The sequence below is a fragment of the Caballeronia glathei genome (genome assembly GCF_000698595.1).
GTDB classification, from domain to species: domain Bacteria; phylum Pseudomonadota; class Gammaproteobacteria; order Burkholderiales; family Burkholderiaceae; genus Caballeronia; species Caballeronia glathei.
Genome location: NZ_JFHC01000050.1, coordinates 13,991 through 30,189, shown reverse-complemented (window position 1 = coordinate 30,189; position 16,199 = coordinate 13,991). Strand labels below are relative to the sequence as shown.

14 protein-coding genes, 1 tRNA gene and 2 pseudogenes are annotated in these 16,199 nt (G+C 59.4%); 9 read left to right on the top strand and 8 right to left on the bottom strand.

Annotation, left to right across the window (positions count from 1 at the left end; translation table 11 throughout):
• Positions 1–10: 10 nt before the first annotated feature.
• Entirely contained in the window at positions 11–655 is a 645-nt protein-coding gene (locus BG61_RS26285; protein ID WP_035936558.1) for a 3'-5' exonuclease family protein, read from the bottom strand.
• A complete protein-coding gene (locus BG61_RS26280) occupies positions 652–1,299 on the bottom strand; it encodes an MBL fold metallo-hydrolase (RefSeq protein WP_035936557.1) in 648 nt (215 codons plus the stop codon). The genes BG61_RS26285 and BG61_RS26280 overlap by 4 nt, the downstream gene beginning before the upstream one ends.
• A gap of 653 nt (positions 1,300–1,952) precedes the next feature.
• Here BG61_RS26280 and BG61_RS26275 point away from each other — a divergent pair.
• A complete protein-coding gene (locus BG61_RS26275) occupies positions 1,953–2,549 on the top strand; it encodes a septal ring lytic transglycosylase RlpA family protein (protein ID WP_035936554.1) in 597 nt (198 codons plus the stop codon).
• Between the two features lie 58 nt (positions 2,550–2,607).
• Here BG61_RS26275 and rsmI read toward each other — a convergent pair whose 3' ends face one another.
• The gene (rsmI, locus tag BG61_RS26270; protein ID WP_035936551.1) at positions 2,608–3,489 is read right to left on the bottom strand and encodes a 16S rRNA (cytidine(1402)-2'-O)-methyltransferase; all 882 of its coding nucleotides are present in this window, start codon (positions 3,487–3,489) and stop codon (positions 2,608–2,610) included.
• Positions 3,490–3,557: 68 nt separating this feature from the next.
• Here rsmI and BG61_RS26265 point away from each other — a divergent pair, with 68 nt between their 5' ends.
• The 6 genes from BG61_RS26265 (at position 3,558) to BG61_RS26240 (ending at position 7,517) form a co-directional block, all read left to right on the top strand.
• A complete protein-coding gene (locus BG61_RS26265) occupies positions 3,558–3,911 on the top strand; it encodes a YraN family protein (RefSeq protein ID WP_035936548.1) in 354 nt (117 codons plus the stop codon).
• Positions 3,912–4,072: 161 nt separating this feature from the next.
• Positions 4,073–4,660: a phosphoheptose isomerase gene (locus tag BG61_RS26260; protein WP_035936650.1), complete on the top strand. Its 588-nt coding sequence runs from the start codon at positions 4,073–4,075 to the stop codon at positions 4,658–4,660.
• Between the two features lie 21 nt (positions 4,661–4,681).
• On the top strand, positions 4,682–5,488 hold the full coding sequence (locus BG61_RS26255) for a BON domain-containing protein (RefSeq protein WP_035936547.1): 807 nt from the start codon (positions 4,682–4,684) through the stop codon (positions 5,486–5,488).
• A gap of 17 nt (positions 5,489–5,505) precedes the next feature.
• Positions 5,506–5,838: a c-type cytochrome gene (locus tag BG61_RS26250; protein WP_035936648.1), complete on the top strand. Its 333-nt coding sequence runs from the start codon at positions 5,506–5,508 to the stop codon at positions 5,836–5,838.
• Between the two features lie 68 nt (positions 5,839–5,906).
• A tRNA-Ala gene (locus BG61_RS26245) sits at positions 5,907–5,982 on the top strand.
• A 578-nt stretch (positions 5,983–6,560) separates the two neighbouring features.
• Complete coding sequence (locus BG61_RS26240; protein WP_063741124.1) at positions 6,561–7,517, top strand: replication initiation protein; 957 nt, start codon at positions 6,561–6,563, stop codon at positions 7,515–7,517.
• 2,193 nt (positions 7,518–9,710) lie between these two features.
• Here BG61_RS26240 and BG61_RS40375 read toward each other — a convergent pair.
• From BG61_RS40375 to BG61_RS44680, 3 genes and pseudogenes are all read right to left on the bottom strand, one after another.
• Positions 9,711–10,877 (bottom strand): HNH endonuclease, encoded by a 1,167-nt coding sequence (locus BG61_RS40375; protein ID WP_081868191.1) that lies wholly within the window; start codon positions 10,875–10,877, stop codon positions 9,711–9,713.
• Between the two features lie 153 nt (positions 10,878–11,030).
• Positions 11,031–11,519, bottom strand: a pseudogene (locus tag BG61_RS26235) (ATP-binding protein); the annotation flags it as partial.
• On the bottom strand, positions 11,465–11,740 hold the full coding sequence (locus BG61_RS44680) for a hypothetical protein (RefSeq protein WP_129572232.1): 276 nt from the start codon (positions 11,738–11,740) through the stop codon (positions 11,465–11,467). The pseudogene BG61_RS26235 and the gene BG61_RS44680, both read right to left, overlap by 55 nt.
• A gap of 79 nt (positions 11,741–11,819) precedes the next feature.
• Here BG61_RS44680 and BG61_RS42940 point away from each other — a divergent pair, with 79 nt between their 5' ends.
• A complete protein-coding gene (locus tag BG61_RS42940; RefSeq protein WP_161783704.1) occupies positions 11,820–11,987 on the top strand; it encodes a hypothetical protein in 168 nt (55 codons plus the stop codon).
• Positions 11,968–14,028 carry a recombinase family protein gene (locus BG61_RS26230; protein WP_035936542.1) on the top strand — a complete coding sequence of 687 codons (2,061 nt, stop codon included), beginning with the start codon at positions 11,968–11,970 and terminating at the stop codon, positions 14,026–14,028. The genes BG61_RS42940 and BG61_RS26230 overlap by 20 nt, the downstream gene beginning before the upstream one ends.
• A 28-nt stretch (positions 14,029–14,056) precedes the next feature.
• On the opposite strand, the pseudogene BG61_RS26225 reads toward BG61_RS26230, so the two are convergent.
• Both BG61_RS26225 and istA read right to left on the bottom strand, forming a co-directional pair.
• Positions 14,057–14,401: pseudogene (locus tag BG61_RS26225) on the bottom strand (ATP-binding protein); the annotation flags it as partial.
• Entirely contained in the window at positions 14,398–15,894 is a 1,497-nt protein-coding gene (gene istA, locus BG61_RS26220; RefSeq protein WP_035936540.1) for an IS21 family transposase, read from the bottom strand. The pseudogene BG61_RS26225 and the gene istA, both read right to left, overlap by 4 nt.
• Positions 15,895–16,199 lie beyond the last annotated feature (305 nt).

Below are 16,199 nucleotides of genomic sequence, written 5' to 3'. Positions count from 1 at the left end.
ATTCCCTAACTCATCCGCCAGACTGCGCGTTTTTACCTTCCGGATTCGTTTCAACGTTGGTGTCGGCGGGGGCATGGGCGGCCGCGTGAGACTGCGACGCCCGCAATTCGGCAAGCATGTTGCAAAAGAGCGCGCCCTGTTCGATGGCGTCGTCGAGCGCGACGTGCGTGTGCGGGTGCTCGTCGAACCAGTGCTTCGGCAGCCGCGGCTTGATCGCCTTGCGGTACGGCAGGCCGGTCATGGCGAAGGCGAGCGTCTTGATGTCGAGCGCCGACCACGAAAACGGACAGCGCCCGGCGAAGCGCATCATGTACCAGAACATATAGGTGAAGTCGAAGCCCGCCGGATACGCGACGAACACCGGCTTGCCCCGCAGCGCCTCGACCCATTCGACGTACGCCGGCAGCGCGGTCTCGGCCTTCTGCAGGTCGGTGCGGCACGCGGCCCACGCCTGCGGCTGCGTCTTCCACCACGCCGCCTGAACCGGGTGTGCGCTCGCGCCCTCGAGCGTCTCCAGATTCGCGGAGAACGTGCCGATCAGCTGCTTGTCCGCCGTGTACGCCGCCGACGCGAAACTCAGCATCGAATGCGGGCCGGGAATGGGGCCGTCTGCCTCGATGTCCGTGCTGACGTAGATCTCGGGAATCGCGTTCATGCCGGCACTCCGTCGCGAACGTGCGGGTTGGTGCGGCGTTCCTCGCCGAACGTCGACGCCGGACCGTGGCCCGGCACGAACGTGACGTCGTCGCCGAGCGGCCAGAGCTTTTCGCGGATCGCGCGGATCAGGTCGGCGTGATTGCCGCGCGGGAAGTCGGTGCGTCCGATGGAGCCGGCGAACAGCACGTCGCCGACGAACGCCACCCGGTGCGCGCGGCTGAAGAAGATCACGTGGCCCGGCGTGTGGCCGGGGCAGTGATAGACCTCCATCGATTCGTCGCCGAAGCGCACGGAGTCGCCATCGGCGAGCCAGCGCTCCGGCGTGAAGGCTTCGGCGGCGTCGGAAAACCCAAAGCGCCTGGTCTGTTCGGGCAACTGGTCGATCCAGAACGCGTCGCACTCGTGCGGGCCTTCGATCGGGACGCCGTAGTGGGTCGCGAGCGCCTTCGCGCCGCCGCAATGGTCGAGATGGCCGTGCGTGAGCAGCACCTTCTCGACGCTCACGTTCAGACGCTCGATTTCGCCGATGATCCGCGCGACATCGCCCCCCGGATCGACGACGGCGGCGCGTTGCGTCGTTTCGCACACGACGATCGAACAGTTCTGCTGGAAAGGCGTCACGGGAATGAGGATGACTTTCATTGGGCTACAAGCGACGCGTAAAAATGTCCATTGTACCGGGGTCGAACGGAGCGCCGAAAGCGCCCTTTCGCGCGCGAAATAGCATCCAAAACCGGCAATTCTTACGTTCATAGCGAAAATCAATGACAAATTGTGTCGTTGGGGGTGGTTGACTAATGTTTCTGCGTATAATGGCATCACTTATGCATGGAAACTACCATGCAGTCATTAGGTGATTGGTCAGCGCATAGCGCGTTTTTACAATCACCGTCAGTACGCTGTTGGGGGCCAAAAGCCTCGTAACTGCAACTCAAGCATCGATTGCATTCGATGTGCACGTCTTGTCCAGCCAGATGCGATGCATCTGCCGACGGCCTTAGCTGCCGTGACGCTGGATGGGGCCTACGCCGCCGTTCCTGCGCAGTTCATCGCGCAAGAACGTGATGCCACGTTCGATGGCGGCATGTGGGGTCTGGTCAGGCTGCCGGGGACAGGTTGCGCCAGACGTGAAAATTAACCGGGCGTTTGCGGCGAGGTACGTCGCACCCGAGCATCGGCTCGCCGTTCGTTTGATCGAATGGCGCGCTGCTTTGCGCGGAAAAGCCTTGAGCGGCCTGCCTGCGCGCGTTTTTCGCGGCACGGGGAGGCGGCTCTGCAACCGTTGATACACGTCTATGAATGCTCGACTTACTCGACATATCGGGAGTCTCTTTGCCGTCGGGGCACTGGCGGGCTGTGCTGCGCCGGGTTCCAGCGACCTCGCCGCGAATGCGAATTCAGGTAACAACTTCCTTAGCACGGGCAATGCCCGGCCTGTGGCGCCGCTTGCCTACGACTCGAAACTGAACACCGTGCCGGACGCCAAGCCGGACGCACCGTCGCTCGCCGACGCCGAACCGATCACGAGCGGTCCGAACATCGGCGACTTCGAGCAGCAGGGTCGCGCTTCGTGGTACGGCAAGCCGTTCCACGGCCGCAAGACCGCGAGCGGCGAGCGTTACAACATGCATGCGCTCACCGCGGCGCACCGCACGTTGCCGCTGGCTTCCTGGGTGCGCGTGACGAATACGGCCAACCACAAGACGGTCGTCGTGAAGATCAACGACCGTGGCCCTTATGCGCGCGGTCGCGTGATCGATCTGTCGTATGCGGCGGCTGCCGCGCTCGGCATGCGCGGCGCCGGTACGGAAAAGGTGAAGATCGAAGGGCTGACTCAAAAGGAAGCGCGCGTCGCACGCGAGCAGTACGCCTCCGACGACGCAACGAACTGACCCGCCTCTGAATCCTCTACCCGCCACATGAAAACGGGCCGTTTCGAAGGCCCGTTTTCTATTCCTCCTCCGGCTTGCTCAGACGCAGCGCCCTGGCATACAGCGTATTGCGCGATGCGCCGGTCAGGCTGGCGGCGAGCCGCGCCGCGCTGCTCACCGGCAGTTCTTCCAGCAGCGTCGCGAGGAGCGCATCGTGTGCGTCCTCCGCGTCCTCCTGCTCACGCGCGCCTTCGACCACCAGCACGAACTCGCCGCGCTGACGATTCGCGTCCTCCGCGAGCCATGTTGGCCCTTCGGCCAGGGTGCACTGGTGCAGGCTCTCATGTAACTTCGTCAGTTCACGGGCGATGAGCAGTTGCCGTTCGCCGCCGAGCGTATCGGCCAGGGCCTGGACCGTTTCCACGATCCGGTGCGGCGCCTCGTAGAACACCAGCGCCGAGGGCCCGTGCACGAGCGTGCGAAGCTGCGCCGCGCGCTGCTTCGGCTTGGCCGCGAGAAAGCCGATGAACGTGAACGTGCCTGCCCACGACCCGGCCGCGCTCAGCGCGGTCGTGAGCGCGCTCGCGCCAGGCAGCGGGATGATCGGGAAGCCGGCCTCGCGCACCGCGTCGACGAGCTTCGCGCCCGGGTCCGAAATGCCCGGCGTGCCCGCATCCGATACGCACGCGATCCGCTCGCCGTTGCGCAGATGCCCGATCACGCGCTCGGCGGCGCTGCGCTCGTTGTGCTCGTGCACGGCGATCGACGGCTTCGAGATGCCGTAGCGCGCGAGCAGTTGCGCGGTGTTGCGCGTGTCTTCGGCGGCGATCCGGTCGACGAGCCCGAGCACGTGCAGCGCGCGCACCGTGATGTCCGCGACATTGCCGATCGGCGTCGCCACGATGTAGAGCGCGCCCGCCGGATAGTGCTGGCCCTGCGCGAGATCGGTGAATTGGGTCATGAAGGCGGACGTCGTATGAAGGACGACATTGTGCCACGCGCACCGCGGACAACTTTTACGGAGGAGCCTTGTCCAAAACGGTCGGCGACGCTTTCGAGGCACGCGCGCTCGAATATCTGCAGCGGCAGCGCATGCGGATCGTCGCGCGCAATGTGACGTGCCGCGGCGGCGAGATCGATCTGGTCATGCGTGATCGCGACGGCGCGCTGGTTTTCGTGGAGGTGCGTGCGCGCAGGAGCCGCCGCTTCGCCGATGCAGCCGCGAGCGTCGGCGCGGCCAAGCGCGAGCGGCTGATACGCGCGGCCCACTACTATCTGAGCACGTGGCGCGGCGCCGTGCCGGCGTGCCGCCTCGATGTCGTCGCGTTCGATCCAGGGCGTATCGTGTGGCTGCCGGATGCATTTCGCGCCGACGATACGTGAGCCTGCATCGCCGCTGACCGATGGCGACGGCGGCCGTGATTGTGCATGCGGTAAACTGCGCGGAGCCTGAACTCCGTGCCGGCCGCGAGCGCTCTTTCGCGCAAAGCTCACGCGTCGCACGCAACGAACCCCGCGCACGGCGCGGTCAAACTCAAGAGTCGATGTCAGTCGAACGCATTCAACAGCATTTCCGCGATAGCGCGGCGGTCAAACTCGAAGCACTCGAAACGCTGGCGGTCCCGATTGCGGCCGCCGTCGACGCGCTCTTCGGCGCGGTGGCCAACGGCTCCAAGATTCTCGCGTGCGGCAACGGCGGTTCCGCTGCCGGCGCGCAGCATTTCGCCTCGCAACTGATCGGCCGCTTCGAGCGGGAACGTCCGGGCCTGCCCGCGATCGCACTGACAACCGATTCGTCGATCCTCACCGCCGTCGGCAACGACTATGCGTTCGAGGAGATTTTCTCGAAGCAGGTCCGCGCGCTCGGCCAGGCGGGCGACGTGCTGGTTGCGATCAGCACGTCGGGCAATTCGGTGAACGTGCTCGCGGCGATCCAGGAAGCGCACGAGCGCGAAATGATCGTGATCGCGCTGACCGGCATGGGCGGCGGCGTGATCGGCGAAATGCTCGCGGACACCGACATCCATATCTGCGTGCCGTCGGAGCGTGCGGTGCGCATTCAGGAAGTGCATCTATTAACCATCCATTGCCTGTGTGACGGCATCGACGCGATGCTGCTGGGCGAAGACTGATTAACAAGGGGAACGGATTTGATGATGAAGACACGCGTCAAGGCGACGCTTGCGCGCGCCACGCTGATGGCGAGCCTGTTGTCGGGCGTCGTGCTGACGCTGCAGGGTTGTCCGCTGCTCGTGGTCGGCGGCGTGGGGGCCGGGACGCTCGTCGCGACCGACCGGCGCACGCTCGGCGCGCAGACCGAGGACCGCGAGATCCAGGTGAAGGCGAGTGCGCAGATCAACGAGAACCTGCCCGACCAGGCGCACGTCAACGTGACCGTGTTCAACCGGCGCGTGCTGCTCACCGGTGAAGTGCCCAACGATGCGTCGAAGCAGAAGGCCGAGGAGGTCGTGCGCGGCATCAACAACGTGAACAGCATCGTCAACGAGCTGACCGTGCAGGGCGCGAGCTCGATTTCGTCGCGCGCTAACGACTCGTATCTTGAAGGGCGCGTGAAGACCGCGATGGTTGGCGAGAAGGATCTATCGGCGAATTATTACAAGGTGGTGTGCGAGCGGGGCACCATCTATCTGATGGGACTCGTCACGCCCGACGAGGGCGCGCACGGCGCCGATGTCGCCGCGCGCGTGCCGGGCGTGGAGCAGGTCGTGAAGGTGTATCAATACGTCAAGCCGGAAGAGGCACAGGCGCTGGCCGCGGCTGCCGCCTCGGGCGCGAGCGAGGCGGCTCCGGCTTCGGGCGCGCCGGCAGGTGCCGAGGCGACGGTGGGCGCTGTGCCGGATTCGTCGGTGAGCGCGAAGCCTCTGGATCAGCAGGCGCCCGCGCCCGTGAAGAACTCGGACGTGCATCCGGGCAACCCGTCGAAACCGACAGCGAAATGATGCGGTTGCGTGTGGTGATGGGCGCGGGGCTTGCGGGCCTTGCGCTTGTCGGCGTGGGCGTGCGTGCCGCCGAACAGCCCGGTTCCACCGCCGACGCGATGTCGATTGCCCGCAAGAACGCGTGCATGGGATGCCATGCGGTGGACCGCAAGCTCGTCGGGCCGTCGTTTCAGCAGATCGCGGAGAAGTACAAGGGCGATGCGCAGGCGCCGGCCAAGCTGGCGCTGAAGGTGAAGAATGGCGGCGCGGGCGTGTGGGGCGCGATCCCGATGCCGTCGCATCCCGCGATGAACGGCGCCGATATCCAGACTGTGGTCACCTGGGTGCTGGTGGGCGCGCCGTCGAAGTAAGGTGCGGTTTTATGGGTCCGGACCGCTTGTCAGACTGTGGCCGGGCTGTGCTAAAATCGTAGTTCGTTGGGGGGGTAGCTCAGCTGGGAGAGCGTCGCGTTCGCAATGCGAAGGTCGGGAGTTCGATCCTCCTCCTCTCCACCAAGTTTTTCTTTAGAAACAACGCACTACGTCTTGCGATGTAGTGCGTTGTTTTGCATTGCGGCGCAGGTTTTTGCACACTGCGTGTGGCAAATTTGTGGCGCCACACCGTTTTCTTTGATCAAGCGGATCATTGGTAGAAAACGCTCAGCAACTCGACCGAGATTTCACCAACATTAAAACGCAACCTTGCATGCATCAGCTAACCAACGCCGCTGTGTGCACGAATGTGACATGGCGCAAAAGGGCCATTGTCCATGCAAGCATTACTCACGGTTGATCAACTGGCGCAATGCCTTCGTAAATCAGTCGCGAGCATTCGTAGCGATGCGACTCGAAACCCTCAGTCCTTACCCCCTGTCTGTCGTCTGCCGGGAACGAAGCGTCTTCTGTGGCGGGTAGAAGATGTCGAAAATTGGCTCGGTGCACACGTGGGCTTGGTGGTTGCGGAAGCCGAACCTGAGCGGAAAACTGCCGCACGGAAACGCGGTCGCCCGACGAAGGCCGATCAGGTTACCAGGCAACGTGGCGAGGGAACCTTATCCGGCAAAGTGCCGACGAGTCAGTCGGCTCGTTGATTCATGACGCTCACATTGGTGCGGGCGAAGCAGCCAGGCGCCGCGGCTGCTGCGCTCGCACGGTTGGCAGAAAATCGTCGCGCCGCAGCGGCAACGAAGGCTCCGGCGGCTGCGGCGCCGCCGGAACTCTTCCTCCCGGGCCTAGACGAGCTCAGACGCGCGATGCCGAACCACATTGCTCGCTCAAGCCTATTTTCTCCAGTCGCTAGAGGGCCGAAGACGTTACATCGAGAAACCGTTCTTGTTACCCGTAAGGACGCGGTCGTCAAGTTTTGGGGCGAGCAACTCGATGAGGCGCAGGCAGATGTTTGGATGCAGATTATGTACGAGGCAAGGACACGTCCCTTGGGCGAACCGATCCTCATCTGCCGCGCTCGATTTCTGCGCGCCATCGGCCGACATACTGGCAAGTATGAGTATGCGTGGCTGCACCGCACGATGAAAGCGCTCTCCTTTGCCATGCTCGTGATCGAGGCTACGAGCGGTGATAAGCCCAAGCTGTACGTCGGCGCCTCCGGCGCACTGCATATGCTTGACGGATTTGATTATGACGACATTCGCAAGGAGTACTCAGTTCGAGTGGATCCAAGGTGGCGCTATCTCTACGAAAATCGCGAGTTTGCCTTGATTGATTGGACAAAGCGTCTGCAAATACGGCAGGGGCAAGATATGGCGAAAACGCTTCAGCGCCTCGTTGCAACTTCGGACGATATCGTGCAACGATTCCGCCTTGAGTGGTTAAAGGAGAAAATGCAATATCGCAGTCCGATGCGAAAGTTCAAAAGCTCGCTGGACGCTGCGATGAAGGAACTAGAGCGCGTAGAGATCATAGCGGCGGGGCGCATTGAACTTAGCACCAAGGGAATTGAACAGGCCGCGTGGACACGGCTTGACAGCCGAACCAGCTATCGGGGTAGCGTTCCTCTTGCTTCGGGTTTGCGTTCCGGCCGGGCGGGGTAGCGTTCCGCATCTTCGGGGTAGCGTTCCAGACACTATGCCGGAATCCTTGCTGGTAAAGTGTTTGGAAGACGCTTTTCGCTCTCTACCTTCTTTCTACCTTTCTCTTACCTTTGCGTGTCTGTGGAAAACTTCGTCAATAGAAGTAGTCGTAAGGTGATAGCGGATGGCAGCGGCAGACGAGCGTCGATTGCTTACCTTAAAAGCTCCACGGTAGCTCGGCTGCTCTTGCTTCAAGTGCTAGGTCTATCGCTGATCTCCAGTCCAGATCCTTACGGTCGGTCTCGTCAATCGAGGACATCCCGACTTTGTGGCCTTCAGGGAGCGGCGCTGTGGCGGGGGCCCAGTCCAAATTTAAACTGTTCCATCGGGCGCTGTCGTCAATCCACAAAAGAGGGTCTCCCGCGTAGACCCCCACTTGATCCCTCTGTATGCCAACGGACGCCAAATAAGATTGTTCGCTGGTAAGTCGTCCGATTTCGATCTTTACAAGCTCATTGCATACAAGCTGGTACCCGCCATATCTGTGCAAGTGAAAGGTTATGCCAAAATCGGCCAGACAGAGTCGAACTGATCGGTATGCGCCAACGCCATCAATGTCGGAGACAGCTAAACAATTGACCGCTTGATGTAGTCGATATAGCGCAATCGCTTCAGTCAAATGATTTAGAGTAAAGGGTTGGTCATATGCTTGGGCAAGAAGTAACTCTCCTTCGAATTCGCGAAGAGTTTCACGAAACGTTCTTTCATTTAGGCACTTTGCTTTTATCTCATTCCAAGTAATCTCGTCGTACCAAGGACCGTCGTCTGAAAATCGCGTGCGACAAAGCGGCCAGAGAACATTCGGGTCGCAGGCGTCCCCCCAAAGCGCTCTCCACAAGTTTGCAGGCCCATCGTGGTAAAGCATTGCGGCATTGGGAAATAGCTGACTTAGCATGCTCACTACATCAAGAGGAGCCTTTTTTAGTTTGCCATCAACGAGGTGATACCACTTGTTGGACGACTGTGTGTCCGGCCATCCTAGCCTCTCAGATTCTCTATTGATCCAGGCGCCAAATTGATTGGGGTTGGTGCATCCAGTCTCCCGCATTAGAGTTTTTATTAATGCTCTTGTACGAAGTTTGATCACTTCAATGTCTGTTGAGGTTTGACGGCTCATCGTGAGTAATGTTTGGGAGTTTAGGATTTGTCATAAATTGTACCGATATTGCTAAGAAAAATTGCATGGTGGTGCTTTCAAACAAGAGATAATTCACGCGTATGTGGGAATTGCCAATCCAATGTTAAGATTTTCTTGGAAGGTCCTGGGCGCGTGCGGGCTAGGCGAGCTAGACGTAGCGTTGACGTCGACGGTCTTTAACGTGTTGGATTTTCACTGGTGAAAATTGTGGCGATCACGAAGAGGGCGGAACGAAACGACGTACTATCGTTGAGCCTGTAGCGTGACTTGGCATGGACTTGAAACGATCCGATATTGTCTGCGGTGAAACGCGGCTCTGATGTCAGGCCTTGCTCCTGTTTGTCGAATCCCATAATCTCGGACGAACTTAGGCTTTGGCGGCCTAGGCATCGAGCTGAAACCGTCCGGTATTGTCCAGCAAGCAGTTGTCGATGCGGTGACGGCGGCCCTCGGTCCCTTAAGCGTCAAGTCGAATTCGACGACGTGAAACACGCTAGGATTTTCACTAGTGAAAATCCTAGCGATCAAGAGGCGAGGACATCGATGAAGCTGTGGCATCACTCGACATCCATCTATGACTGTCCCGGGATGGTTCGGAGCTGAGACGGCCGTCGGTCCGTTTTGCGCAACGAGCTCGACGCCGCAAAACGCTCGATTTTCACCGGTGAAAATGGGGCAATTAGAAACAAAGCAGGTGTCGGGTGTCACACAAAATGAAAGCCGCACCGGTGAGGTGGAAAACTTCTGAAATAGTCGCGAACGATTCGCGGGCGATGGTCATCGCGATGGCGCGGCCGTCCGCGAGGGTCTCTGATCGACCCCATCTCGGCCGTCGGCCTGCGCGTACCTCCAGCGGCCGCTCGCAAACTGCAAGGTTCCTTCGAATAGTTGGGGCGTTTGGTGCTCGGCCATACCTGCCGTCGGCGGTGTACTGTCCACACGCGACGAATGGCCATCGGGCACGCCGTCGTGAGACAGGACTCGGCAAGAAGCCGCCTATCAGCGGCCTTATACCACTATCTCATCGCGTCAACAATGCGACGCAATTGCTCAATCGAAAGCCAAGGGCGCTGCCTATGAATAATTCTGTGGCAATTTGCACAAAGGATATGAAGGTCCGAAAGCTTTGTCTTCTCGCCGGGCTCCATTGAGCTAACGGGTCGTCCATGATGGCATTCTGCGAATCCCTCGCCGAAGCCGCCATATTGAACCGAAAAATCAAAGGAGCAGACTTCACACTGTAGCTTGCCCGTCTGTTTTTTGACACCATCCTTTTTCTTCTTGATCAAAGCAATCTGGCGTTCTCTACGCTTGTGAATTGCAGTCAGGATACGACCTTCTTCCGCCTCAAAATCTTCTTCAGCAGTTTCGTAAGCCTCGTCATCAGCGGCGGATAGTAGTTCTTTTGCTCCGGCGATGACAGCCGCGGCAGTATTTCTAAGATACGCAAGATTACCTGAAAACGTGTCCCAGACTTCTTTCTCCAAATGTGAGCCGGCTGTTAGACCTTTTCCCTTGTAGGTGGGGTCGTATTTCAGGAAATTGCTAAGCTTCATGCCAACGCCGTTGGCATTTCTGAATGTGGAGCCATGGGATTGGCCATGATGGATCGGCAGCGCATTCAGAAGTTCACTTAGCCTGATGCATTCAGGATGGATTTTGCTCCCTCGTGCGGCAGGAACCCGGAAATATAGATCCAGCGCGAGAATTAGTTCATCGCGAGTCCAGTCGGGATTGCTGCTCTTTGATTCGGGTACCGGGGAGCGACCTACTACCTTTTCCTGCAAGGCATCAGCAATCTCGGGAGCCAGCACGACCCCACTCGATTGAGTACCCCAAGGTTGCCTACCTGCCTTGATCTCCTGCAATTCGGCAGATGTCGCGAAGACCAGATTGGAGCGCGGATCAACCAGCGCCTCAAACGAAACTGGAACGCGACCGTCCGTGCCACGTGGCTCGCCGTCTACCGCCCCATATCCAAGGATCGCATGTCCTCGCTTTCCCTGCCGAACGAGGAATACTCGTTCTCCAACGGTCAATCCTTTCTGTTTATTAAATCGCCAAGGTTCGACGGCACGGCCGCTCTTGCTAAGGGTCTCTGCGAGAGTAGCCAGATGTGCTTCAGGCCAGCCTTGCTCCGAATTTTCCGTCGACGGCTTCCAGCAAATCAGATATGAGGTCATATTTCTCTCTCGAGGAGAAAAGCTCAACGATTGAATGAGATCCGGATAAAAAGGCAATTAGGCTGCTACGCAGGATTACCTGGATAACGTCAAGCAGGATGGCCGGTTTACCGACAACCATATTGGCCGGTCGACCGGGCTGATTGTCGGCGGTTATTCGCCCATGTTTGTCGCTCCTTCCTTTTGATTGTCGCTGGATGATTGTCGGCGCCGGCTGTTCTGTTTGTCGCTGGCGGTACGACGACGGTAGCTTTCAACATTCATCTCGAAGATCGTCGAATGATGGACGAGCCGGTCAATTGCAGCGACGGTCATGCCGGGATCCGGGAACACGTCGTTCCAGCCCGAGAACGGCTGGTTAGCCGTGATGAGGAGGCTACGGCGCTCGTATCTTTCGGCGATCAGTTCGAACAGCACGCTCGTTTCAGCCTGGTCCTTGCGGGCGTACGACAGGTCGTCCAGGATGATCAGGTCGAACCGATCGAGCTTGGCAAGGGCCGACGGCAACTGCAGGCTCTGCCGTGCAGCCTGCAACTTCTGCACGAGTTCGCTGGTGCGCGTGAACATCACCCGGTAGCCTGCGTCGATCAGCGCGTGTCCGATGGCCGAACCCAGATGACTTTTTCCAGCCCCGGGCGAACCAGCAACATACTGCCCATAATCAAGGCGACGACGTCGTCGTTCGCTATCCGTTTCACCCGCGCTTCGGCGAGTGCATCAATGTCATAGGTATGAATCGCTATCGAGGCGAGTCGTACCTGATCATCATGCAGCCGGATGGTACGCGTGCGCACCTTCCGCCGTGGATGACCTGGGAGGAAGCGAGCCAAATGCACGTGGTCTCGCAGCCAGAGTTGCCGCATGCTGTATTGGTCGAGCTGCAGCGTCTGATTGACGCCGCTTTATCTTGCCGTGTGTCGTCAACACACGGGAGATACAGTGATGCGCAAACAGGTGATCAGGCAGAAGGGTCTGTTCGACGAAGCCCACGACGAAACGTACTTGCCAGCGGAGACGCTATCGGAAGTGGTGGCGCAACTGGCGCTGCTGATGCAATCGGTAATCGACGCGATCGAGATGGAGGTGCGCGATGAGCAAGATCCGCGCTGAACATCTTGCGCGCCGTGCATGCGTGTATATCAGGCAATCAACATTCGATCAGGTTCAGCACAACCGCGAGAGCCAGTTGCGACAGTATGGGCTTGCGGATCGCGCCCGCGCGCTAGGCTGGCCCAACGTATCCGTCATTGACGACGACCTAGGCCGCTCGGGATCAGGTATTCATCGGCCGGGTTTCGAACGGCTACTGGCTACACTTTGCAGTGGCGAGATTGGTGCAGTATTCTGCATTGAAGCCTCCCGGCTGGCGCGCAATGGGCGTGACTGGCACACGCTGCTGGAATTCTGTCGACTTGTCGGAACGATCCTGATCGACGAGGACGGAATCTATGATCCTCGGGAACCTAACGACCGGCTTTTGTTGGGCATGAAGGGCACGCTGTCCGAGATGGAACTATCGACGTTTCGCCAACGTTCCCAGGCCGCACTGGACCAGAAGGCCAAACGCGGTGAGTTATTCATGACGGTTCCGATTGGCTATGTTCGGGTCCCAAACAATCGAATCGAGATCGATCCGGATCGGCGTATCCGTGAAGCACTCGGGCTGGTCTTCCAGAAGTTTCGTGAGTTAGGGAGCGTCAGGCAGGTCTTGCTCTGGATCAGGCAGGAGAATATCGAATTGCCGGCGGTCACTTACGGTCAAGAGGGTCGCCATGTCGTCTGGAGATTGCCGATATATAACACTGTGCTGAAGATGCTGTCGAATCCCACCTACGGCGGCGCCTATGCGTTTGGCAAGACCAGGACAATCGTGCGCATTGAGAACGGCCGCAAGCGTCTTCACAGCGGCACTCACGTCGATCGCAAGGATTGGCAGGTCTTGATCGTCGAGCACCATGCGGGCTACATTAGCTGGGAAGAATACGAGAGCAACCGCAAATTGATTACCGACAATGCCAACATGAAGGGCAACATGGTCCGTGGTTCGGTTAAACGCGGCAGTTCGCTGTTGCCGGGTCTATTACGTTGCGGTCATTGCGGACGCAAGCTGCATATTGCGTATTCTGGCACCAAAGGTGTGGTGGCCCGTTATCACTGCCGCGGCAGCATGCTGAATCACGGCGGTCCCGGTTGTATTTCGTTCGGTGCGTTGCGTGTAGATCAGCGCGTTTCGGAGGAAGTTTTACGGCGACTTGAACCATTGGGCATTCGCGCCTCGTTGGACGCCATCGAGCGTAATCGTGTGAGTGACGACGAGCGAGTCCGGCATAAGGAGCTGGCGCTCGAACAGGCACGTTATGAAGCCACCCGCGCTCGTCGACAGTACGATGCCATCGACCCTGATAACCGGTTGGTTGCCGCCGAGCTGGAGCGCCGCTGGAACGATGCGTTAACAACACAAGCGCAACGGCAAGCCGAACTTGACGCGCTGCGCGAACAGCCGGCAGATTCACTCAGCAACGCCGCTCGCGACGAACTCATGAGGTTGGGAACGGATCTGCCCCGGCTGTGGAATCACCCCGCCAGTGCCCTCGAAATCAAGAAACGTATCTTGCGTACTGTTCTCAAGGAGATTGTCGTTACGAAGCAGGACCACACCATCCGGGCGCTTCTTCACTGGCAGGGAGGCCAACACACTGAACTCGAATTCCAAACGAACCGTACTGGGCAGCATCGCTGGGTCACCGACAGCGAGACGATTGATATCATTCGCGCTTTGGCAAGAACCCTCCCGGACCTATCGATTGCTGCGATCATCAATCGCCTGGGCAGACGCACGGCCAGGGGGCATACATGGACCGCAGCGCGCATTGGTATCTTACGTCACGATCATTCGATTTCTGTCTATCGCGAAGGAGAGAGGCAGGAGCGTAACGAACTGACGGCGACGGAAGCCGCTGCGTTATTACGTATCAGCGCGCCCACGGTTCTGCGTTTGATCCGCACGAAGCAATTGCCGGCTACGCAGGCGTGCATTGGCGCACCGTGGGTTATACATCGCACCGACATAGACGCGTATTGCGCACAACGGGATTCGGCTGAAGGCCCGCAATCGGCAGATCCAAATCAACTATCCATTGATCTTCAATAACATAGGGAGGTGAGCATTATGTCTCGTGTCCGGGTGGCCCAAACAGAAGCGCCGTGGCGCCTTTCTCAAGCCATGCGTCGCCGGTCGCGAGTGCCATAACGTGCGCCTTCGAGACCATCGGCACCATGCTGAAGTCGAAGGTTGCAAGCGTTTTGGCCGGGTCCAGATGCGACTCGGCACGGTGTCGTTCGATGCGTCGTTTCGCCCGTTCGGCCAGTTCGTGCTCGAGCAGTGCGCCGAGCAGCCGTGTAGCCTGCCAGCCTTCCTTATCGGAACGCTGCGCAAACTCGGGCCACAGACGGGCGATCGTCGGCAGGCGCAGTTCATTGAGCATCAGGGCCAGACGGCCAGCATCGTAAGCGGGTGTGCTCATGCCGCCACCTCCTTGTGCAGAAGGTCGTCATAGCTGCTTACGGGTGGCATCTCGACATTGACGACTGGGCAAGTGGCATGACGTGGCGCAAATTCCTCGCGCAACGCCTTCAGATCGGGCAGATTACTGTCAACGAGCAAGGCATTCAGACGCGCGGCCAACAGAGCCTCGACGCCATCCATCGCGGCAAGCTCGAGCAATCCGACCATCGTCTTGCACGCCTCGCGTTGCGCCAATCGCACCTCCAGCTGTTCCCATGTCCGGCGATAGGCTTCACGCGGGAACAGCTCGTCGCGAAACGCAAGTCCCTTGAAGGCCTGTGGCTTGCGTTTGAGGCTCTCGATGAAGTGTCGGTAATCCAGTGAACGACGGTTATCGCCGGCACGCGAGCCTCGCGGGGTACTGTGCACCAGTGCGCCGGACAGATAGCAGTCAAGCCGGTCACCATAAACACGCACCTTCAGGCGGTGGCCAATCAGGCGCGATGGCGCGCTGTACAGAATGCCGCGCACAGTGAATGTGCTGCAGCGTGTGACGCGCGCTTCTTCCTCTACGAAGTCGGTCGTGCGCCTTGGCGGCAGATCCATGAGCTGTTCGCGCTCAAGGCGGAACGCCGCCGCGTTACGCCGGTTACGGCGCATGACGATCTCGCGCAGAAACTCGTTGTAGGCCGCACGATCGGCGAAGTCTCGATGACCGCGCAACATCAACGCCTGATCGACGGCTTCTTTAAGATAGCGATGCGACGATTCAACGCTGCCATTCTCGTGACCGAGGCCACGATTGTTGCGCGTGCCTTGCATGCCGTAGTGCTCAAGCAGCGCCGCGTAGCGCGCCGTGAAGTCGTCTTCGTCGGCGAGGTTTCTGAACGCTGCTGACAGGCTATCGGTGCGATGTTCACGCGGACAGCCACCCGCTTGCCACAGGGCGTTCTGCAATCCCATGGACAGGGCCTCGAAGCTCTCGCCGCCTTCAACGACGTTGACGTATTCCCAACGTGAGAATGCGAGCACGAAGTGATACAGGCGGTGATCGAGCTGGATGCCAGCGATCGTCACGCGCACTTCGGCCATGTCGGTAAAGTCGGACAGACCGCGTGCGCCGGGCTCATGCTGCTGGGGAAAGAAGACTTCCTTGGGCGGACCGGACATTGCCCTCCATTGCCTCACGCGCCGCTCAAGTGTGCGGCGTGTGCTGTCGGGATACTGTCCGGCGTGATCGTCCTGCAGTTTACGCAGGATCGTGATCGCCTGAAGTTGCGGCGCATTTGCAAGCATCGGAACGACTTCGGTGTCCCAGACGTCAGCGAACGGGTCGGGGCGTGAGCGCCAGTAGCCGCGCGGCTTCTGTGAAGGCATTGTGGCGTTTCCTTCTATGCGCCGGGCGCTGCGTACGCTGATGCCAGCCTTCGCTGCGGCGATCTCCTGCGAGTGATGTTTGCGTTTAGACATGTAGAGGCGAACCTGTTGGTCGGTAATGCGGGTTCCAGACATGTAGCTGATCGCTTTTTTATTCGATCAGCCATCGTAAAACCCAGCCGACTCGGCGCAGCCGGTGATGCGTCGCCTTCGGCGCTACGCCGCCTTTGACTCCACATCACCGGCCAAAACCTTCGCCGCTACACCGGCCAACATGATTGTCGCCGTCCAATTACCACTGGCAATGAGGAGAACGCGAACGCGACTGCATTGGGTTTGGTGTTCGAATGTGAGCTAACGAGATGGATACGACGTCCAAGTGTCCTTGTGAAAGCGCGGTCCAATGGGCGCAGCTGGCCGAGCGCGGTCCGTTGTGATTT